Source organism: Velazquezella soli (assembly GCF_977018685.1).
Map to the genome: position 1 here is coordinate 320430 of NZ_CDRNXF010000001.1, position 20824 is coordinate 341253.

At 57.4% G+C, this 20824-nt stretch carries 18 protein-coding genes and 2 pseudogenes; 8 read left to right on the forward strand and 12 right to left on the reverse strand.

All coding sequences use genetic code 11. From position 1 onward, the window contains the following. Positions 1–44 precede the first annotated feature (44 nt). Positions 45–659, forward strand: coding sequence for a flavodoxin family protein (locus AC0JZ8_RS01595; RefSeq protein ID WP_113165898.1), 615 nt, complete (start codon positions 45–47; stop codon positions 657–659). Between the two features lie 542 nt (positions 660–1201). On the opposite strand, the gene AC0JZ8_RS01600 is transcribed toward AC0JZ8_RS01595, so the two are convergent. The 3 genes from AC0JZ8_RS01600 to AC0JZ8_RS01610 form a co-directional block, all read right to left on the reverse strand. Beyond that, the gene (locus AC0JZ8_RS01600; RefSeq protein WP_471891464.1) at positions 1202–2377 is read right to left on the reverse strand and encodes a zinc-dependent alcohol dehydrogenase; all 1176 of its coding nucleotides are present in this window, start codon (positions 2375–2377) and stop codon (positions 1202–1204) included. A gap of 16 nt (positions 2378–2393) precedes the next feature. After that, a complete protein-coding gene (locus AC0JZ8_RS01605) occupies positions 2394–2765 on the reverse strand; it encodes an SPW repeat domain-containing protein (RefSeq protein ID WP_471891465.1) in 372 nt (123 codons plus the stop codon). A gap of 464 nt (positions 2766–3229) precedes the next feature. Further along, positions 3230–3394, reverse strand: coding sequence for a hypothetical protein (locus AC0JZ8_RS01610; protein ID WP_162734820.1), 165 nt, complete (start codon positions 3392–3394; stop codon positions 3230–3232). A 453-nt stretch (positions 3395–3847) separates the two neighbouring features. Here AC0JZ8_RS01610 and AC0JZ8_RS01615 point away from each other — a divergent pair. Beyond that, positions 3848–4503 (forward strand): annotated as a pseudogene (locus AC0JZ8_RS01615) (DUF6766 family protein). A 182-nt stretch (positions 4504–4685) separates the two neighbouring features. Here AC0JZ8_RS01615 and AC0JZ8_RS01620 read toward each other — a convergent pair. The 3 genes and pseudogenes from AC0JZ8_RS01620 to AC0JZ8_RS01630 all read right to left on the reverse strand — a co-directional run bounded on the left by AC0JZ8_RS01620 (position 4686) and on the right by AC0JZ8_RS01630 (position 6260). Then, the gene (locus tag AC0JZ8_RS01620) at positions 4686–5264 is read right to left on the reverse strand and encodes a cysteine hydrolase family protein (protein WP_471891499.1); all 579 of its coding nucleotides are present in this window, start codon (positions 5262–5264) and stop codon (positions 4686–4688) included. Positions 5265–5317: 53 nt separating this feature from the next. After that, a pseudogene (locus tag AC0JZ8_RS01625) lies at positions 5318–5969 on the reverse strand (adenine nucleotide alpha hydrolase family protein). Positions 5970–6023: 54 nt separating this feature from the next. Then, positions 6024–6260: a hypothetical protein gene (locus tag AC0JZ8_RS01630; protein WP_113165964.1), complete on the reverse strand. Its 237-nt coding sequence runs from the start codon at positions 6258–6260 to the stop codon at positions 6024–6026. A gap of 380 nt (positions 6261–6640) precedes the next feature. On the opposite strand from AC0JZ8_RS01630, the gene AC0JZ8_RS01635 reads away from it, so the two are divergent. Continuing rightward, positions 6641–6868 (forward strand): hypothetical protein, encoded by a 228-nt coding sequence (locus tag AC0JZ8_RS01635; protein ID WP_113165895.1) that lies wholly within the window; start codon positions 6641–6643, stop codon positions 6866–6868. Between the two features lie 1070 nt (positions 6869–7938). Here the strand turns inward: AC0JZ8_RS01635 and AC0JZ8_RS01640 are convergent. Beyond that, on the reverse strand, positions 7939–9546 hold the full coding sequence (locus AC0JZ8_RS01640) for a hypothetical protein (protein WP_471891466.1): 1608 nt from the start codon (positions 9544–9546) through the stop codon (positions 7939–7941). A 1016-nt stretch (positions 9547–10562) separates the two neighbouring features. Beyond that, positions 10563–11570 (reverse strand): polyprenyl synthetase family protein, encoded by a 1008-nt coding sequence (locus tag AC0JZ8_RS01645; protein WP_113165894.1) that lies wholly within the window; start codon positions 11568–11570, stop codon positions 10563–10565. A gap of 91 nt (positions 11571–11661) precedes the next feature. Here AC0JZ8_RS01645 and fni point away from each other — a divergent pair, with 91 nt between their 5' ends. From fni to AC0JZ8_RS01665, 4 genes are read left to right on the forward strand one after another with little or no spacing between them, the layout of a single operon-like run. Next, positions 11662–12690, forward strand: a complete 1029-nt coding sequence (gene fni, locus AC0JZ8_RS01650; RefSeq protein ID WP_113165893.1) for a type 2 isopentenyl-diphosphate Delta-isomerase — start codon at positions 11662–11664, stop codon at positions 12688–12690. Further along, positions 12690–13976 (forward strand): lycopene beta-cyclase CrtY, encoded by a 1287-nt coding sequence (gene crtY / locus AC0JZ8_RS01655; protein WP_471891467.1) that lies wholly within the window; start codon positions 12690–12692, stop codon positions 13974–13976. Before fni ends, crtY begins: the two co-directional genes overlap by 1 nt. Then, positions 13973–15466: a phytoene desaturase gene (locus AC0JZ8_RS01660; protein ID WP_113165892.1), complete on the forward strand. Its 1494-nt coding sequence runs from the start codon at positions 13973–13975 to the stop codon at positions 15464–15466. Before crtY ends, AC0JZ8_RS01660 begins: the two co-directional genes overlap by 4 nt. Beyond that, on the forward strand, positions 15463–16386 hold the full coding sequence (locus tag AC0JZ8_RS01665) for a phytoene/squalene synthase family protein (RefSeq protein WP_471891468.1): 924 nt from the start codon (positions 15463–15465) through the stop codon (positions 16384–16386). The genes AC0JZ8_RS01660 and AC0JZ8_RS01665 overlap by 4 nt, the downstream gene beginning before the upstream one ends. Here the strand turns inward: AC0JZ8_RS01665 and AC0JZ8_RS01670 are convergent, their stop codons facing one another. Genes AC0JZ8_RS01670 through AC0JZ8_RS01685 form a run of 4 tightly spaced genes read right to left on the reverse strand, consistent with a single transcriptional unit; the run spans position 16387 to position 19845 of the window. Continuing rightward, on the reverse strand, positions 16387–16902 hold the full coding sequence (locus AC0JZ8_RS01670) for a sterol desaturase family protein (RefSeq protein WP_113112029.1): 516 nt from the start codon (positions 16900–16902) through the stop codon (positions 16387–16389). It abuts the gene before it with no gap. 20 nt (positions 16903–16922) lie between these two features. Next, positions 16923–17684 (reverse strand): fatty acid desaturase, encoded by a 762-nt coding sequence (locus AC0JZ8_RS01675; protein ID WP_113165961.1) that lies wholly within the window; start codon positions 17682–17684, stop codon positions 16923–16925. Between the two features lie 11 nt (positions 17685–17695). After that, positions 17696–18904 carry an ABC transporter permease gene (locus AC0JZ8_RS01680; protein ID WP_113165890.1) on the reverse strand — a complete coding sequence of 403 codons (1209 nt, stop codon included), beginning with the start codon at positions 18902–18904 and terminating at the stop codon, positions 17696–17698. Continuing rightward, positions 18901–19845 carry an ABC transporter ATP-binding protein gene (locus tag AC0JZ8_RS01685; RefSeq protein WP_113165889.1) on the reverse strand — a complete coding sequence of 315 codons (945 nt, stop codon included), beginning with the start codon at positions 19843–19845 and terminating at the stop codon, positions 18901–18903. The genes AC0JZ8_RS01680 and AC0JZ8_RS01685 overlap by 4 nt, the downstream gene beginning before the upstream one ends. Before the next feature lie 384 nt (positions 19846–20229). Between AC0JZ8_RS01685 and AC0JZ8_RS01690 the strand changes: the two genes are divergently transcribed. Beyond that, a complete protein-coding gene (locus tag AC0JZ8_RS01690) occupies positions 20230–20784 on the forward strand; it encodes a DUF2585 family protein (protein ID WP_471891469.1) in 555 nt (184 codons plus the stop codon). Positions 20785–20824 lie beyond the last annotated feature (40 nt).

Sequence of the window (20824 nt, forward strand, 5' to 3'; positions counted from 1 at the left end):
GTGCCGCAGGCTCCAGGTGTTCACTCACTTAGTACGGAGGCGACATGTCACTCATGGTAGTAGCCCTGAACGGGACCCTCAAAAGGTCATCATCGTCCGAACAGTCTTCCACCGGAAGACTTCTTCATCTGATCAGCGAAGAGTTTATGAAACAGGGCGCTAGCACCGAAACGATCTGGCTCGCCGACCACGTTATCAAGCCCGGGGTCTCATCGGACGAAGGCGACGGAGACGAGTGGCCGGCCATCCGTGCGAAGATCCTCGCCGCCGACATCCTAATCGTCGGGACGCCGATATGGTTGGGGCAGCCGGGAAGCGTCGCAAAACGGGCTCTTGAGCGAATGGACGCGTTTCTTGAAGAGACGGACGATGAGGGCAGGATGGTGTCCTACGGAAAAGTAGCAGGGGTTGCCGTGGTCGGGAACGAGGACGGGGCTCATCACGTCTCCTCGCAAATCTACCAAGCCCTCAACGATCTCGGCTTCACCATTCCCGCAAACGCGCTGGCCTATTGGGTTGGCGAGGCTATGGGTTCGACCAATTTCGTCGATCTGGAACAGACGCCCGACGTGGTGACGTCAATGGTTTCGACGCTGGTGAAGAACGCGGCTCATCTCGCGAGGCTCCTGAAAAACAGCCAGTATCCTAGTGACGAGTGACCGAAACTGCGCGCTCGCTGTCCTGCGATGGCACGCGAAGGGAGTTTGCGAAGACAGGCGGGTGCTCTTGGAAAAGCGGCAGGTTGGCTAACCATCGTTCACATGACAGATGGGATTGGCGAGGACCACCTAGACAGGCGTAGATCGCCGACGGCTAAGCTCCGGCATTGCTGACACAGACGTATATTGCACCCAAGCTCAAAGCCGCTAGCTCGTTGGCATTGGTAGCATCAGTGGGCACGACGAGGACACCGGCACCTAAACCGCGGCACGTCTTTTCGACAAGCCTGAAGTGCGGCCGTATTACAGTAGGCAATTCCGATCCCGGCGCCGGCGCGGGCGAAGGCGTCAGCGGCAGCTTGCCCGAGCCCCCGTGGCGATCCCATGATTACTACAACTTCTGCCTATGATCTCGGTTGTCATCGTCAATCAATTCGATGTTGATGCCGGCTCGACGGGGCGGTCTTGCTTAATCGCGGCCATACGTGCTTCGAAGCGGCGACGCGCTTCCTCGAGGGCTCCGGCATCAGCGTCCATCAATCTTACGCTGTCAGCACGACTTTAATGCAGTTGTCCTTCTTGTCCCTGAACGTCTCATAGAGCGCAGGACCATCTTCAAGCTTCGCCCGATGGGTTATGATAAAGCTAGGGTCGATCTCGCCTTCCTCGATGCGGCGAAGCAGATCAAGCGAATAGCGGTTGACGTGGGTTTGGCCGGTCCGGATCGTCAGGCCCTTGTTCATCGCAGCACCAAAGGGGATCTTATCGAGGAAGCCGCCATAGACACCAGGGACGGATACAATTCCCCCTGGGCGGCAAGCCATGATCGCGGTACGCAGAACGTGGGGCCGGTCCGTCCCGAGCAGTGTCGCTGCTTTCACCTTATCCACGATCGCATCGAAAGATGCTGTTGCGTGGGACTCCGCACCGACCGCGTCAATGCACTTGTCCGCACCGTCGCCGCCGGTCATGTCTTTGAGAATGTCCAGGATATTGTGATCGACCTCGTCGAAGTTGATGACCTCGGCGCCTGCGACCTGAGCCAATGCCAAACGCTCGGGAACGTTGTCGATAGCAATAACACGAGCGGCACCCTGCATTAGCGCGCTCTTGATACAGAACTGTCCGACGGGACCACAGCCCCAGACGGCGACGATGTCTGCCGGTTCGATCTCGCAGTTGGCTGCTGCCATCCATCCAGTCGGGAAAATGTCGCCAAGGAACAGAGCCTGCTCGTCGGTCATGCCATTGGGGATGATGATCGGCGAGACGTCGGCATAGGGAACTCGTACATATTCTGCCTGGCCGCCGGCATAGGCACCGGTCAGGTGCGAATATCCGAAGAGGCCCGCGGTCGGGTAACCGAACGCCTTGGTCGCATTATCGGCAGTGCGATTGGTGCGCTCGCAGACCGACCAGTTGCCCTTGAGGCACTGCTTGCATTCACCGCAGGAGATGGTGAAGGGCACCACGACGCGGTCGCCAACCTTGAGTTTCTTGTTGTCACGCCCAACCTCGACGACCTCGCCCATGAACTCGTGGCCGAGCACATCACCTTTTTCCATGAAAGGAATGTAGCCGTCCATAAGATGCAAATCCGAGCCGCAGATTGCGCAAGCGGTCATCTTGATAATGACGTCACGCCCATCTTCGATAATCGGATCCGGAACGCTGTCGCAGCGGATGTCACCTTTGCCATGCCAGCATAATGCCTTCATCGAATTTCTCCTTGATTTAGCTGAGTGTTTTATCTGTCGCTGCGGTCCCTGCCGCGCGGGTCTGCGTAATCATCGTCAAGACGAGAGCGAGAGCGCCAATGAAGTAGATCGGCCAGCGGCGAGCGGCGGGGACGTCAAACAGCCACGGCGAAATCAGCATCGAAATGCCGAAGACGGCATCGAGCAGGAGGTGGAAACGAATCCGCAGGAACCGCACAGCACCGAGCTCATAGTCAGTCAGGAAGCTATAGAGGATGACCGCTGCGCCGAGGATGATAAGCACCACACGGGGACCACCTGTAAGATCGAGGACAAACGGGAGAGCGATCACCAAGAGGCCGACAAGGTAGTCGACGATTCCATGAAATAGTGTTGGGACGACACGCATATACCCTTCTCCATATTGCTCTTGGAATCCGTGAACCTATCAGGTTTGGCTTTGTTCCGTCGGGTACGTTACCGCACAGTTCCCGGACGCCGCCGACGGCTACATCATCTGACTGCAAGGAGACGGCCTTGTTTCACGGAAGCTTCATCGGCCTGTATTAGTCACCCGGGCGGCTGGCAGAAGGAAATTTTGCTGTCAGGCGCTACGTTTGCTTACTTGCTCACAAAATGAGGAGAGTTTTCGCAAAGTTTCCGGAGCGATCCTCAAATCGCCCGAATTCTATCGCGCTCATGATAGCTGTGTAATTACGATGGCCAGATGACCCAGAACAGGGTTCCAAGCACGATGATGTAGGCCACTGGCAGTGCCAGAAACCGGGCCATGCCAGTGTTAGTGTTTTCATGACCGACCCAAGCAAACCACCAGTTGGGACCTTGATTTCCACTTTGTGACATCCGGTTCCGCTACTTGGTAGTCCCGTATCCGGCTGGACTATTATGTTGATTTCCGGCTTCGCGGCGCTCTTGTTGCGGCGTCCGGGAGGTGTCAACGCTTTCTTTAAACCGTTGATGGCCATGCTCGATCAGCGTCTTGTCGGCTTCTTCAGTGACGTCTTTCGGCTCTGTCATAGTTAGTCCTTTCGGCATTTACGAAGAACTCAGCAATCCATAGGCAACGATAGCAATGTAGAGGCTGAAGGCCCCGAGGACGTAGATACCTACGCCAACGACAAAGCCTCTGCCCAGCATTCCCTTCCTTCGTCGTACTTCCGGTGGATCTCTCAGCCTATCCAGACTGGGTTCATTCTCGGGTTTAATGTCGACACCTTTCGATACATGAAGCGATATTCCCGGAGCCCTCTGGTTCCGATGGTGAGGCGAAAGGCTGTCGCATATGGTGACAGCCCTTCTGCGATCATCGGGCGGAGAACCACACGGCTGTCAGAATCCAAGGATCGTGAAACGTTATTGTTCCTCATCAAACAGTTTCGTCCGGAACCGTACATTTATGGAATGTGCCAAAATGTCGAGCTTCGCTATAGTCTTCGAGGATTGAGGTTCAGATAAGTGGAAGCCTGGGCAATGCAAATATTGAGAGACAACGGGCTGACGATCGTCCTGTCGGCGCTGACCATTGTCACGATCGCGGGAATGGTCACGGGATGGTCTGTTCACAACGAAGAGATAGTGCAACTCGGCGGTACGGCGCTTTCGCTTTCGGACTACGCCGCCTCCGGTCATTTCCTTTCAGCCATATTTGAGAACTGGGAGAGCGAGTTCCTTCAGATGTCTGCTTACGTGACGCTGACTGCGATCCTGTTCCAGCGCGGATCCGCGGAATCGAAAGATCCGGATGAGACCGCGTCCCGGGGCGGGGACGCTGCCTTGAAGGCCGCCGATCGTGCGCTCCTTGGCCAGTACGAGCAGGTGGACTATTCAGGACGCTGTACTCGTACTCACTGGGCATCGCCCTCGCTCTTTTGTTCGTCACCGGCTTCCTACTCCACCTTCGCTACAGTACAGCGGCTGAAAACGCAGAAGCGGCGATGCACGGTCAGGCGGCGCAGTCCGTGACACAGCATTTGGCAAGTGCACAGTTCTGGTTTGAATCCCTTCAGAACTGGCAGTCGGAATTTCTATCGACGGCCGTACTCGTCGTGCTCTCCATATTTCTCCGCTTCCCCGGCTCGCCGGAATCGAAGCCCGTAGCTTCTCCGCATTCCGAAACTGGAAGCTGAGGCCTCGGAAGCGTATCACTGATATTAGTTCAGAAACCATTGTCGGTATTTCAGTCAACCATATCGACGAATGCGGCCGCAGAAGGAAAGGGCCTAATCGATCAAAGGCAGTGTAAGGAGATCCGCGTATTCTCCTTCGGCCTTGAAAAACCTGAAGACGTCCTGGAGATGCCGACATTCGTTCAGACCCGGCTGAGAAACTCTTCCGTTGACGAAATTTCCAATTGTACCGAGAAGCGATCACCCAACAGTTCGAGCGAAGCGTCATGCGTTTCATCCGCGCCACTGCAGACGGCATCCTTCAGTAGGATGACGCGATAGCCAAGGTCGATTGCTCCAAGGGCCGCAGCGAGGACACAAACGTCCGTTTCCCCGCCTGAAATTGCGAGTGTCTCAATACCCTCCCCAGCAAGGACGCGGTGAAGCTCACCGGTGGTCCATGGGGAATAGGTCATTTTGTCAAAGATCCGCGCTGGCGGAACCAAGGCCTTTAATGACGGAACGAGATCGACCATGTCCTGGCCCAGGCGATCTAAGGTCATGTTATCCCATTTCTCGTAGTAGCTGCGCCACATCCCGGGCATGTCCTGTGCCCGCTTAGGCGGCACGAAGCGCGTGAACACCGTCCGCTGCGGATGGCGGCGCGCAACTTCCTGGACCTGTGGGGAAACGTCTCGCATCCATGGAACATGCCACGGCGTATCCGCAGCGAACATACGCTGCATATCAATGCATAAGTGGACCCAACGATTGTCTTTCATCATCATCTCTCCGGATACGAACCGCCATCAGTGACAGCGCCTCCCTGTAAGCACTAGGCCACTCCCCCTCCAATCCTGTCGGTCGGCATCACCGGCAAGGCGCGTCTATGTCCGCTCGTCCGAAAGGTTTTGAGAATACGCTGCCGTGGGTTCGGCGACTGGCTTGCCCTCCGGGAAATTGTCGATGTCCTCGTAGCTGACACCATAGACCTCCTCATCGGGACGCAGAGGCGCATCCGATTCAAGATCCGCAGTGGGTACCTTGATCATTCGCTGGCGCGCTTTGATGTTTCCCACGTGAAAGTGCTTGCGAGCAGGCTCTACTAGATCCTCTCCCTGTGCCATCACAGCTTCGACCATGGTATCAGCTGCAGGCTTGATTTCTACCGTGACCACACGATCAGGGCCAATCACTCCAAGAGACTTCTGGGCGTCTATTTCGTCTGCCTGCTCACCATACGGAAATCGCACCGCAATGAACTGGGTGTTGTAACCATCAGCCCAGAGTTCCGAAACTGCGGCTTGCGCAAGAAGACCGGCGGCGAGCGAGTCTACGCCGCTGCTTATTCCGAGAACGAACTTCCTGCACGAGGCCTGGCATAGGTAATCGCGAAGAAAATCGACGCCACGCCGAACCTCAACCGGCACCTCAAAATTGTTTGCGACTCCGAGGGTCCGTAAAATCGATTGCTGCTCTTCGTCCATTTGAGATCAGTAGGCTGTTTCGTTTGTCGTTGCCTGCACGAGGGGATCACGACGTCAAAGGCTGGTCTTTTTCCAGTCACGGTAGGGCGTCAGCATTTGTCCGGGGAAGCGTCGTTCGATTTCTTCTTCCACGAGCGTTATTCGGGAGAGGGTTTCTTCCCGATCACTGGCATTGTCCTCGCTATGCTTTTCCAGCAAGCTCATAGCGGCAAAAACCTCGTCGCTTGTCATAGCTTCAAGCCGGGTCGCGAAATCCGAAACATCCTCGTTCAAAACGTCATTGGCTATCATCACACTCTCCCTGCATGCGCTGAAAACCATAGGAAGATGAGATTGTTCCCGACGCCGGAACTCGCCGGCGGAGCGGTGGTTTGTTCGACAGTCCGCAACAGGAGTATCTGTCATGAAAAGAACTTTCGTCCACGCTTCTATCCTTCTCGCAACGACCGGGTGACATGTTCGAGATCGAATCCAGCAAGCTCGCCCTGGAACGGTCGGACGAAAAACGATGGAGCTCCACAAGCCTCGCCCATTTGAAAGCGTAAACAGCTAAAAATCTCAGAAAAGCGAGGGGGCAGCAGTGGTGTTTCTCTGTACGGGCAGGACGATATAGTTTTCAGCGGAACGATACCGTCACCCGCCTACTTGATTGTCATGACAGGAGCAGCGCAATGACGATTAGCCAACCTCGCCAGGACGGCCAGTATCCAAACAGAGGTGCTGACTGCAAAGACGCACTCAAGCTCGCTCTTCAGGATTTTATCGAGCGAGTACAGCAGCAAGGTTGGGAGATGCCTGAGAGCTTGGACGCTATAGAAGAGTTAATTGCTGAGTTTCGGACTGCCTACGAAGAAGATGCAGATCCTTCAAATAATCCCGAACAATCAAGTCTCCTCTAAGCCAGCGTCTCGGACGACGTCGCTGCAGTCGTCGCCAAGCAACTACGAGAGGGTGGCGCTGTCGTTCTGAGATCACCCAAGAACTCGTGATCGTCTTCTCGACCTACGATCTGCGCTGAATGGTGACCAGATCACAGCCTTTGCCTTCTTGTTCGGTCAATGATCATCAGCATCACGTTGGAGACGGCGGCTACGATGGTTTCTCCTGGTGATTGGCTGTTTTTGCTAGGACAATAGTTATTGATCGGATGTGAAACGCTGTCATAGCTATCGTGACCGCATTGAGCTTCGTTCCCTATAAGTTGCGATCTTCCTAATAGGCAGAAGGCCAGGTCAAGGGCCATCCTGACTTGCCCTTCGCCTGCTTCCCCGAAATTGGGGGCTCCCCATCCACAATGCTTCTTTAATCAGAATCACTCATATTCGTGCTGCCTCTGGTGCCGCAATACCAGTAGCTCAGCGAGCATGTCGGCAGTAATTGGTACCTGCTCCCGACATGCTCTGAACTGATGGGATGGATCCCCCTCCGGCCGGCATCGGAGTATGATGCCTGCCCAGCGCCATGGTGGCGCTCACGGAGGAAAGGCAGATGACACAGGTGCATATCCTCGCGATCGACCTCGCGAAGCGAAGCTTCTAAGTCTGTGGAACGGATCGCAGCGGCGCGTGTGTGGATGCCCCCGGTTTCCCAATAAGATATTTTTGACGGCTGTCTGCGAACGAGGAATTCTATCGGTCGTGTGTCAGGCCTCTCGATGTGGCCTGATTAGCCACGGGCGGGATGCAGTTCGAAGAATAGGGGCCACATCGGTTCAGAGAACTTTTCGCTCGAGCGCCGGGACTGGTTTAACCCAATTCTGAACATTGAAGTCCTTTCTGCATCGTTCCGTCAGTCGATCTTCCTACCGGGGATTTTGGCCACAGGCATATCCGCATTGCCTTTGGAGAAAGGCAGCAGATTACGCCATTCTGTAATTCTGCTTGCGCCAAGAGGTTTTAGCACTGAGTCGAGTCGAAGAAGGGAGGAATACTCCGCATTTAGTGAGTGCTGTCACCACCTTCCGATTTCCTCACTTCTCCGCAGCGATGGCTGTTGAGAGCTCCCAAACATGGGGGGCAGAGGTCACCAGTTCCTTGAGGTCCTTCGGGTTTTTTGCTCCTTCGACTTCCTTCTTCCCGAGCACTGCGGCAGTTGCGAAGGCTACCATCCTTTGTCCTGCGAACTTCATGTTTTCCGGATTCTGCGTTTGCAGGATATGGGGCCCAAGAAAGACGCTGATATCTTTCAGTCCCTTCGCACGCTTATAGGTGTCCAGCGATCCTTCCAAGCCCTCGACGTAGTCCCAGGTGCCTTTGATAATCTGCAGCCCCGGCCATTTGTCCACGTTCGCCGGCACCACCGAGTCGACATAGTAGGTGGTGTTGAAGTCAACGCGGAGCGCGCCTTCGACGGCATCATGCCCGGCTAAGCGAAAGCCTAGACCTGCCGAATTGGGGCCGTAGAGAATGGCACCCTTGACGTTGGAAAGGCCGACAGGCTTGGCGCAGTTGGGTTCCGCGACGTCATAGTTGCAATTTTCGACAAAATTCTTGTGCATGAACCACTGAGTGGCGTAGGAGCCGCGCGAGTAGCCGCCAACAACAACGGGTATTTCGCGAAAAGATGCGCCATCACGCAAAATCTTCGCCGCTTCGCCGCCTTGTGAGAGCTTGCCATCTGGCCCAAGCACCCGCAAACCAGCGCCGGTTTCGAGCTGCTCCAGTTCTCGGAACATGTCGTTGGCCTGCTCGGCACTGTTGAAACCGTTTCGACCACCAGATATCCCGTTTCCGCGGCGATCGGTGATGAGGACGTCAAAACCTGCGATGTTCAAATCTGATAGAAAGCTGCGCCAATGACGAATGCCCGGCTCCTCGGTTAGCTCGTCGCTCTTGGCAGGGCTGTAGTCTCCGGTTGTCACGTCGACGGTAAATGGCGCGGTCTTCGTATTGTCGATCGCGGTAAATTCGCTGCCGCCGCCATTGTTCATGATAACAAGGCCGCGGATCTTCTGGCCATCATCGGCGGTCACGCCGTCAGCCCTAATATACCAGCCACGCAGCTTGATGTCGCCAGTGAACTTTAGATGTCGTTGTTCATAGCTATCGCGCGGCACAGTGAATTCGACAATGCTGGTTCGCTTGTCCGCATGGGCGATGGCTTCGCTGTAAGGTGCATGTCCGAAATAGGACGGTCGACGAACACTCGCAAGATCGACCATGCCGTCGAAGTCAATCGCGTCTTTCTTATCGACCTTTCCCGTATCGCGTGGCTCGAACTTGGCAAAACCTTTCGCTGCGGCAAGCGTTTTTTCGGCACAAGCCGGATCGGTTTTGCAGGCCACCCACTTTTCGCGAACGCGAGCGTCAGAGAAATCTTTGATATAGAAATCGTCAGGCGAGACGCCGAGCGGTAGAAGCTGGTTTGTGGGCGTGAAGGGGACGCATACTTTTTTCCCGTCCCAGTCAGCTACATAGCCTGGAAGCTCGCCGTTGCGGTCGACGTTCACCCGAGCGCTACATTCGGGTGTCGGAGTATCCCTGTTGACGATCGGCTCGCCGGCAGTTTGCGCAATAGCGCATGAGCCGCTTAGTGCAACAAGGATCGATGTAGCCGATAAAAGGCTTGAACGCAGCATGATTTTTCTCCCCGCCAGATACGCCTGCACGAATGACGTCTATGTCTTCTGATCTAGTGGCCAATCAGCAATTGACCAGTAACGGCATTGATTTGAACCACCGTGCGGCTTGGCAAAAAAGCGGAACTGCGAGGATCGCGTAAGAATGGCAGCTAGGTGGCGGAGCTCGTGGCACGCCGCGGACCTTCGACAATGCATTGAAGGTGCTGAGCTCGACTGTTCAGACCGCCGCCTGACGAAGCCGAGGATGAGCGCCTCGGATCCTCTCCGATGAAAGTGGGATCATATCTGGACGGCCCTGCTGTTGCGTCGGCTGTGCGGACATTACAAGCGCGCGATCTCCACAAACTCCATCTCGTTGCCCCGAGCGTTGAGAGCGCTTGAGTGCCGTTCGACTTCGTGATTACCGAGCAACAGGCGGGCTATTCCTCGACAATGTTCGATGGCACCTTTCAGCTGCAGGTTATCTCTGAAGGGATGAGCACTACAACGAGCGGCGTCAGATCGATCTCGCGCTTACGGGTTTTGAGGGTTGTCTACGTTACGCGGAGGAAATCTGTCGGAACCTGCATCGCGGCAGGAAGTTTGGGCAAGATTGCACCAAGTGATCACACGCATCAATCACTCTGAGTGTTGGAGAAATCACCCAACGAAAGGTATGGAGCGATCTATGTGTTCAATCAACGACGGCGCAGTAGGCGAGGATAAAGTACAACGTCGCCGGTGTCGTTCTTCCCCCTACCATGCAGACAAAATGACAGGGAAGGAGCTGATTTCAGGCATTCACAATTTTGGGGACGTGCTTGTGGCGGCAGTCTTATGGGCAGCCTCCATGTGCTGCGTCATTGTCGCAGGATCCCTTGTGATGCTTGCATAAGTCGCAAGATTGGTTTGGCTCTGCGCCCACTGAGCTGCTAGCCATCGTAGCGATGACTAGTCCACGTTCTGGCATAGTTTACGGGACTTCATATCAAGTGGTCGCAGCTCAGTTCTCGTCGAAAGATTGGTGTCACCGCTCAATCGCCATTCACCACCGGCTCGATACCGGCGCGAGCCTTAGCTTCATTCGGTACAAGCCAGTGGATAGAGCGTAACATGAATCTTATCGGCTCCACCTCGACGCCGCAGTGAGGCAGAGCAAGGTTCGCTGCTTGAAGGTGGTCGATGTAGGATCGCCGTGTGGCAGCCTCTCCTTTCTCGTTCACCAAGGTATCGCGGTCCGTGTCCTTGCCACTGTCTTTGCCAAGAACGCTTGTTCCAGCGATCGCGTCCATCAGATCATCTAGCGCCTGAAAGGCAGAGCCAACGTGGAAGGCGAATTCCGTCAGCGCCGTCTCCTCCTGGACGGGCCGTTGCGAAAGGACCGAGGCCATATCCGCCATAGCTGCGAAGAGCTTTCCGGTCTTCAACCAGTTCTTCTGCTCGACGTCCAGCGACGTACCGCTGACACCCCTGAGATCGATTTCTTGGCCCGCCGCAAGACCTGTGTGCCCAACAGCATGGCTCAGCACCGCCGCCATCCGCACGCGGACATGATCCGGCACGCCTTCGACAGTCGAAAGAATGCGGATGCCCAGCGTCAACAGCGATATGGCCGCGAGAATAGCCGTCGCCTGACCGAATGCCTTGTGGGTTGTGGGTTTCTGTCTCCTGAGCTCCGCGTCGTCCATGCAGGGCAGGTCGTCGAGGATCAAGGATGCGGTGTGCACCATTTCAACCGCGCAGCCGATGTCGATTGCGGCATTAAGGCAGTCATCACGATTAACTGTCATCACGAAGATCAGCGGCCTGAACCGTTTCCCGCCGCCGAGCAGCGCGTGGCTCATAGCTGATAGCAGGTTCGGCGGCGCGTACTCATCGGTTTCGAGGAGAGATTGCAGCCTGTTCTCGATTCTCGAGCGCAGCTCGCTGATCGTCTTTCCGAGAAGCTCATCGCCGACAAAAGCCTGCAGCCACTTCGTGTCTATCGTCTGCTTGCTAGCCGCATCAAAAGTTGTCGATTTTTGAGCCTGTGTGCCGGACATTCAGCAAGCCTACCCTATATAACGTTTTCAGTTCCGGCTTACCGGTTGCTCGAACATATCTGTAGCACACACCGCTGGATGAAAGGCCCCTATGCTCGCGGAACGAAAAAAACAGCATTTAGATATAGTTCTTAGCGGGCATGGTTCTTCGACAGGTGTTGGAACAGGTTTCGAAAGGGTTCGCTTCGAGCATGTTGCACTACCTGAAATTGATATGTCAGCTATTGATTTGACGACGGAATTTCTAGGGAGGAAACTCTCGGGTCCTTTTCTCGTCAGCTCGATGACCGGTGGTGCACAACAGGCTCAGGAAATCAATCACAATATCGCTATCGCCTGCGAAGCCGCTGGGATCGCTTTCGCGGTTGGATCGCAGCGCGTAGCTATCGAGACGAATTCGGACTGGGGGATGAATCGCGAGTTGCGTCGCCTGGCGCCCTCCGTCCCGATTCTGGCGAATATCGGCGCAGCGCAGCTCAACACCGGCTACGGCATCGATCAGGCGCGCCGCGCGATCGAGATGATCGATGCGGACGCGCTGATCATTCACCTGAACCCATTGCAGGAAGCAGTCCAGCCGGAAGGCGATCGCAACTGGCGCGGGCTGACGGAGAAGATCGGTCTGCTCAGCCAATCGCTGCACGTGCCTCTGGTCGTCAAGGAAGTCGGCTCGGCGGTCTCGCCGATGGTTGCTCAGAAACTGGCATCGCTCGGAGTCGGCATCATCGACGTTGCGGGAGCGGGGGGTACGAGCTGGGCAGCTGTCGAAGCACAGCGTGCGACGACCGCTTCCGAGGCCGCCATCGCATCGGCTTTCGTCGACTGGGGACAGCCGACGGCATATGCGATTTCGGCGATCCGGTTGTCCCTCCCGGACATCTTTATCATCGGTTCAGGCGGCGTGCGCAACGGCGTCGACGCGGCGAAGGCCATCCGGATGGGAGCAAATATCGTCGGCCAGGCCGCGTCGGTGCTTCGTTCGGCAACTTCGTCACCCGAGGCAGTCGCAGATCACTTCGAGGTCATGTCGGCGCAGCTGAGGGTCGCGTGTTTCTGTACAGGCTCGTCCAATCTCGCAGATCTCAGGATCGCGAGGCTTGAAGCTACATCCTACCCCTGATGGTCGATCCTGTAGCATCTGAAGCGACAACGCCAGCGAAGACTGAAACCGCCGCCACTGCGGGGCGCGACCTCGCTCGTGCCGGCAATAGCGAGCGGATGGAGAGCGGGTCGCACGATCTGTCGCTGCCCATCGTGCTCGTCGGGGCAGGTCTTGCCAGCGCAGTCATCGGGCAACGGCTCTCGACTGTCCGTGATGCGCCACCGATCGTCATTCTCGAAGCCACGGACACGCCCTTCGGCGAGCATACCTGGTCCTTCCACACAGCGGATCTGCAACCCTCCAGCCTTGCCTGGATAGCGCCCCTGATCGCCCACGAATGGGACGGACAATCGGTGCGGTTCGGCAGCTATGCGCGCCACCTTCCGTCCGGATATGCTTCACTGACATCGGCATCCGTCAGCGAAGCCATCGAACGTCTGCCAAATGTGTCGCTCAGTAAGAACACCGAGGTTACTGCGCTTTCGGCTGCTCAGGTCACGTTCGCCAATGGCAGTACGCAGGCCGCGTCATGTGTCATCGATTGCCGTGGCTATCGACCAAGCGCGTCGATGGTGCTCGGCTACCAGAAGTTCGTCGGCCTCGAAGTGGAGCTTTCGGAGCCTCACGGCTTGCCGCATCCGGTCATCATGGACGCAACGGTCGACCAGCTCGACGGCTACCGATTCGTCTACCTGCTTCCAATGTCGCCGACGCGCGTGCTGATCGAAGACACACGCTACTCGGAAGGCGCCGATCTCGACGATGCGGTGATATCAGAGGATATCCACACCTATGCCACCCGCCAGGGTTGGGATATCACGCAGGTCGTCCGCCGCGAGAATGGCGTTCTGCCGATCGTGCTTGCGCATGATTTCGAGCGCTTCTGGTCGGAATTGCCGGCGGATATCCCCCATGCTGGTCTACGCGCCGGCCTGTTCCATCCGACCACTGGTTACAGCTTGCCGGATGCGGTCCACGGCGCTGATCTGATCGGCGAGAACTGGCCCATCGGCAGCGCCGCTCTGGCCCGTGCGATCCGCGGACATGCCGCCCGCCAACACAAGAAGCAGGGTTTCTACCGCCTGCTGAACAGAATGCTGTTCCTTGCCGCGGAGCCTGATCGGCGCCATCTCGTGCTCGAACGTTTCTACAAGCTACCGACGCCACTGATCGAACGGTTTTATGCCGGACGGACAACGATGACCGATATTCTGCGCATTCTTACCGGAAAGCCTCCGGTCCCCATCCATAGGGCGCTCGCATGTTTGAGCGAGGCCAAGTTGTTCGAGAACGGATCCTCATGAGTGGAAGCAAGAAAACAGCAGCGGTGATCGGTGCAGGCTTCGGCGGGCTCGCGCTCGCCATCCGGCTTCAGAGCGCCGGCATCCAGACGGTCGTCTATGAGAAGCGCGACAAGCCGGGTGGCCGCGCCTATGTCTACACCGATGACGGCTTCACCTTCGATGCAGGCCCGACCGTCATCACGGATCCGGACTGTCTCGAACAGCTGTGGGCCCTTTCCGGACGGCGGCTATCCGACGATGTGACCCTTCTTCCGGTGTCGCCATTTTACCAATTGTGCTGGGAAGACGGCTACCGCTTCGACTATGCCGACGATCAGGTGGAGATCGATCGGCAGATCGCTGCAAAATCGCCTGAGGATGTCGAGGGTTACCGGCGCTTCCTTGCCTATTCTGAAGACCTCTACCGGGAGGGCTACGAAAAGCTCGGAACGGTGCCGTTTTTGAACTTCTGGTCGATGGCGAAGGTTGCGCCGCAACTGATACGGCTGGAAAGCCATCGCAGCGTCTATTCCAAGGTCAGCCAGTTCATCAAGGACGATCAACTGCGCCAGGCCTTCAGCTTCCACTCCCTGCTGGTTGGCGGCAATCCCTTCCGCACCTCTTCGATCTACGGCCTCATCCATGCGCTCGAACGCAAGGGCGGTGTGTGGTTTGCCAAGGGCGGAACCGGCGCGCTGATTGCCGGCATGGTCAAGCACTTCGAAAGGCTTGGCGGGACGATCCAGCTCAATGCCGAAATCGACCGCATCGAGGCTCGGGACAACAAGGTCTCCGGCGTCACCTTGAAGGATGGCACCAGCCGGAGCTTCGACCAGATCGCGTCGAATGCCGATGTCGTGCACACCTACAAGCATATGCTTCGCGATACGAACCGTGGCCGGGCAAACGGTCGCGCGCTGGAGAAGAAAAGCTACTCCATGTCGCTTTTCGTCGTCTACTTCGGCCTGAAGACCGAGCATCCCGAACTCAAGCATCACATGGTCCTGTTCGGTAACAGGTACAAAGAACTCATCTCGGAAATCTTTGCAACGGACGGCCTGGCAGAAGACTTTTCGCTCTACCTGCACTCGCCTTCCGTGACCGATGACAGTCTCGCTCCTCCGGGATCGAGCGCTTATTACGTGCTGTCGCCCGTGCCGCATCTCGGCACCGCTGATATCGACTGGAGCTTCGAGGGTCCGAAATATCGCGACCGGATCCTCCAGTATCTGAACGACCGCTATATTCCCAATCTCCTCAAAGACCTGGTGACCGTCCGGCACTTCACACCCTTCGATTTCCGCGACGAGCTCAACGCCCATCACGGATCGGCCTTCTCCGTCGAACCCATCCTGACGCAAAGTGCCTGGTTCAGGCCTCATAACCGCGACGACAGTTTCTCCAACCTTTACGTGGTCGGAGCGGGCACACACCCCGGCGCTGGCATTCCGGGCGTGGTCGGATCCGCGAAGGCAACTGCCGGATTGATGATCGAGGATGCGCTAAAGTGAGCGATGCCGTTATCACAAGCAGCGAGCAATCCATTGCCCAAGGATCGCAGAGTTTCGCCACAGCCGCGCGGCTGTTCGATCGCAGGACGCGTGACGATGCGGTGATGCTATATGCGTGGTGCCGCTACTGTGACGATGTGATCGACGGGCAGACGTTGGGGCATGACCAAGCCGACGACTTCCGCGACGGCCAGCAGAATCGGCTAGGGCTTCTGCGGCAGCAGACCGCGGCAGCTTTGCGCGGCGGTCAGACGAATGAGCCGGTCTTCGAGGCTCTCCGTCGGGTGGTTGATCGCCACCAGATTCCGGCCCGCCATCCCGAAGAGCTGCTTACCGGTTTCCAGATGGACGTGGTGGACCGCAGCTACGCCACTATCGAAGACACGCTCGACTATTGCTACCATGTGGCAGGGGTCGTCGGCGTGATGATGGCGATGATCATGGGGGTTCGCGACCCCCGTGTGCTCGATAGAGCCTGCGACCTCGGCATCGCGTTTCAGCTGACCAATATCGCCCGCGACGTGGTGGAGGATGCGCGGGCGGGGCGGTGCTATGTGCCGGCGGATGTTCTTGCCCGGCACGGCATCAGCGAGATCGATCTTGACGATAGCGCGCAACGCGCACATCTCCATGCGGCAGCCGTCGAACTTCTCGACCTTGCGGAAGCCTACTACCAGTCGGCCTATCAGGGACTGGCTTCACTCCCGCCGCGCTCGGCTTGGGCAATCGCGACCGCGCGTCGCGTCTACCGGGCGATCGGCACCAAGCTCCGGACAGCAGGTCCGAACGCCTGGGACAAACGCGTCTCGACGACGAAGGCCGAGAAGGCCGCGCTGTTGAGCGTCGCGCTTGGAGACGTGGCGCGCTCGCGCCTTCGTATGCAGGAGGTTCCCCGGCAGGGGCTCTGGCAACGTCCGTGATTATGCCCGGACGTCGCGCTTGTCCTCACCTCCGGCCGGTGGCGGGCTTAACTTCTGCTTGTTTTCCTGCAACTCCTTGACGAGCGTGTCCGCGGTCTTCGCGTAGACGAAGCCGAAGGATACGCAACCATCGCGACCTTCGACCGCATGATGAAGCCGGTGCGCCTGATAGACGCGCTTCAGGTAACCCTTGCGCGGAATGTAGCGAAACGGCCAGCGCTGATGAACCAAACCGTCATGCATGAAGAAATACAGAACGCCGTAGACGGAAACGCCGACCGCGATCCACCATAGCGGCCAGTACCAGTTGCCGATGAAGAACATGGCGACCGAGATGACGGCAAAAATGACGGCGTAGAGATCGTTCTTTTCCAACGCGTGGTCATGGGGCTCGTGGTGGGACTTGTGCCACCGCCATCCCCAGCCGTGCATGATGTGCTTATGTGACCATGCGGCAAACCATTCCATGAAGACGACGGTTCCGATGACCAGCGCAGCCGGGACCAGATAGTTCATAAGATTCTCCAAAAGCGACCTCAGTCCTGCTCATGCTGCGTTACGAGCGCGCGATGGGCCGGCAGCTTCCACCATGGCACCCAGGGCGCATCATGATGTTCATGATGATAGCCAAAGTGGAAGCAGGTCAAAAGCGACAGAAGCGGCGAAAATTCGTTGCTTCTCGCACGATGCTTGTCCGCAAACGGGATGTCGTCGACGCGGTGAGGCCGATACGTACCGAAATAGAAGAGCTGGACTGACGACAGGATGGCAGGCAGCGCCCAGAAAATCAACATCGTCGGGAAGCGTTCCTGCAGGATTACGAGGTAGAGGACCACGGCAACCGTCAGTGTCGCGAACTCACGCCAACCGAAATAATACTGGAAGAATTTGAGGTACCACGGCCAGAATTGCGCCGAGTGTTCGGTGTCGAAATCGGGATCGTCTGCCGTGCCTGCGTTGCGGTGGTGGGCGTGATGGTTTTCGTGCAGCTTTTCGTATGAAAATCCCGCGTAGATGAAGACGCAGAAGCGACCGATTGCGCGGTTGATGGCCGGATATTGCGGGAGCATCGAGCCATGCATCGTGTCGTGCGCAACGATGAAAAGGCCGACGCTCAGCCAGCATTGGACGGCGATCACAAAAGGTGCAGCGAAGATGCGGCCGGGCACCGTCCAGTCGATCAGGAAGATCGCAGTGACATGGATCGTCATCCAAGCGGCGACGATGAGGCCTGCCAGCAACAGTCCTGTCGCGACGTCCCGTCGGTCGCCTTGTCTTGATCTCTCGTTGGTCCTCATCGCTCCATCCATCAGAACCTCAGCCTTCGTCGCGAAACGATCAGAGCGGAAGCCGTGCCGACCACAGCCATTGCCACGAGTGAAACTATCTCCGGAATGACATCCGACAAGGTCTCGTGTCTCCAGAACACACCGTAATAGGCTTCGATCGCCCAAGTGTTTGGCGTGAAGCGACCGATCGACTGCAGGAATTCGGGCATCATGAAGCGCGGTACCATGGAGCCGCCGACGGCCGAACAGATGAGCACGACGAAGGTGGAAACGGTCTGCGCCTGCTGTTTCGTCGTGCACGCCGTTGCAACCGCCAGAGCCAGCCCGGACGCACCCAGTGCCGCGGCAACGGTGATCAGCAGCCACAGATCTAGCCGCCTGGTCACGTCGACCTCATAGACCAGCTGCGCAACGATGAAGATGAGGCCGACCTGGATGACGCCCTGGATCGTCAGGAACAGGAGTTTGCCTAGCACGACCACCGCGCTACCGCCCGGGCCGACCGCAATACGATCGATAATACCGGAGTTTCGCTCCTCAATCAGGGTCGCAGCACTTTGCAGAGACGCAAACAGCAGAAACAGAATGGCGACGGCGCCCGCATAATAGGTCACCGTTGCCCCGGAGCTATCGGACGAACCGACGGACGCCGTCGCGACAAGGCCGGGCGCGTTGGTGGCAGCCGGCGGCTCGCTTACCCGCGCACCGGCTTCGATCGCGGCTGCCAGCCTTGCGGACTGCTCCGGCGTGAATGTGCCGACAACGCTCTGGAACGTGATGGCGGTCCGCGAAAGGAGGAGATCGGGTAGCTGACGCGCCACCAGTTCCTGGACACGACCGGAGACGATACTGCCGGCCATCAGCTTCGACGGTTCGACCAGAACTTCGAAAGGTGCGGCCCCGGTGTCATCGATCTCCGCGCGGATGACAAGTCCGACATCCGCAGCGCCCTGTTTGACAAGGCTCTCGACCTCAGCCCGGTTTGAGCGCACGGGGCCGATGACCTCGAATGTCCGTTCCTGACGGAGCGCCTTCTCCAGACGCTGCGACGCTTGGGTGGATGAAAGCTGCGCGACCGCAACCTTCAGATCTAGCTTGTCGCTCGTCGTTGCCGAAAATATGGAGGCGAAGATCACGAAGATCGCCGGGGGCAGCACGAATGCAAGAACCAGCGCTCCCCGGTCGCGCAAAAGCCCTAGCGTCATCACACGAAGCATGGCAAGGATCATGGGCGAGGGCCCTCAAACCCGGTTCCTGGCTGGTCTGCTAGGCGGAGGAACAGGCTGTCGAGGCCGGGCTTGCGGAACCGGATCTCCTTCGTCGCCATGCCGGATTGTTCGAGATGTTCGGTGATCTCGTGAAGCGGCTTGTTGCTGATTACGCTCCAGCACTGGCCTCCCTCAACGGCAGAAAATCCGCGCCCGCGCAAGACTGCCTCATCCGTCGCCGAGACCGGCAGTTGCGTCTCGATGATGATCTCGTGCTGTCCGTCAAACGCCAGATCGAGGAGGGCGCGCGGAGCTCCCTGCGGACCGATAACGCCCTTATGCAGAAAGCCAACCTGCGTGCAGAGAGTTTCTGCCTGCTGCAGATCGTGGGTGATCAGCAGTATCCCGACGCCGCTGTCGCGAAGCTTGAGAATGACGTTTTGCAAAGTGATGCGAGCCTCGATATCGACGCCGACCATCGGCTCATCCAGAATGAGAAGAGCAGGGCGATGCAGGATTGAAGCGGCGATATTGACGCGGCGCTTCCATCCCCCGGACAGGACTTCGACCCGCTCACGAAGACGGTCCGTCAAAGCTGTGTGTTTGATGACTTCGCCGATCGCGTCTTTCGTCGCGGCAGCACTCAGACCGGACAGCCGTCCGAAGACCTGCAGGTTTTCCAGGATCGTCAGGTGCGGATAGAGCGCGATTTCCTGCGGGACAAGTCCGATCTGCCGGGAGACGCCGGCCCGTATTGCCTGACCGCCGATCGCGATCGTTCCCGCACGCGGCTTCAGCCGACCGCAAATGGCACGTATCAGCGTCGTCTTGCCCGCGCCGTTCTGGCCGAACAGACCGAATATCTCTCCTCGCTCGATGCGAATGTTGATCCGACGGAGGATTTCGCGATCGCCGTAGCAGGCACTGAGATCACGGACCTCGAGAGCAGCAGGACTTCCCATCAAATCGCACTCCTTCCGTCGTTACCGTCTAACACGAGCAGCCAGATCTAACAGCCCGGCATCGGATTGATAACGGCCATCAAAGGTCAAGATAAGGCGAACCATTTCATCTCTCGCTAGTTTGAGGCTGCGTAGTTTCGTTCGAATTCAAATCGAGAGCTCGCGCTTGGGTCATGAAGAACTGATCGCATCCCGAAGATGGCCAGTGATCGTTACGGCTTTCGTAGCACGGTACGGTTGACGGACGACGTTCTGACGACAATCAGATCTCTTCGTCTTTATGAAACGGCGCGTTTGGATAAGCGAGCGTCGTCGCGCGAGACATTCGAAGAGGAAACGGTTTGTCGGTTATCGCGTGGGTGCGTGGCGGATTAGGAAAGTGGAATGCATATCAGTAACGATGTTGTCTCGCGCTCGAGTCGCCATTTCACGATCTCTTTCCTGCTCATATGTTCGCAGATCATCTGGTTGCTTTCGCTCGGACGAGACTGGTTCTGTGCCTGCGGGTCGATCAGGCTCTGGGCGGGAATGGATCCGGCCCAGAACTCGCAACAGTTCTTTGACCCGTATTCTCTCCTCCATTTCGCATTCGGCTGCGGTCTCTTCCTGTGGCTCACGGCCGTGCGACCGCATTTCACTCTTGCCAGACGGGCAGCCTACGCCGTGATGAGCAGCGTGTTGTGGGAAATGTGCGAGAACCTGCCCTTCGTCATCGGACTTTTCGGCACCGAGGGCACCCAGCTCGCCTATTCCGGCGACAGTATCGTCAACTCGCTGTCCGACACATTCAGCGTTCTTATCGGCTTCGCAGTTGCGTCGCGCATCTCTACACCCGTAACCGTATCGGTAATCCTCGCGCTGGAGGTCCTGACCTTCACCTGGATCGGCGATAGCATGGTGGCAGGAGTCTTGCGCATAGTATCGTCGTCGATAGCGTGAAATGCAGCAAAACGCCTCGACAACTTGCCTGAAGACAACC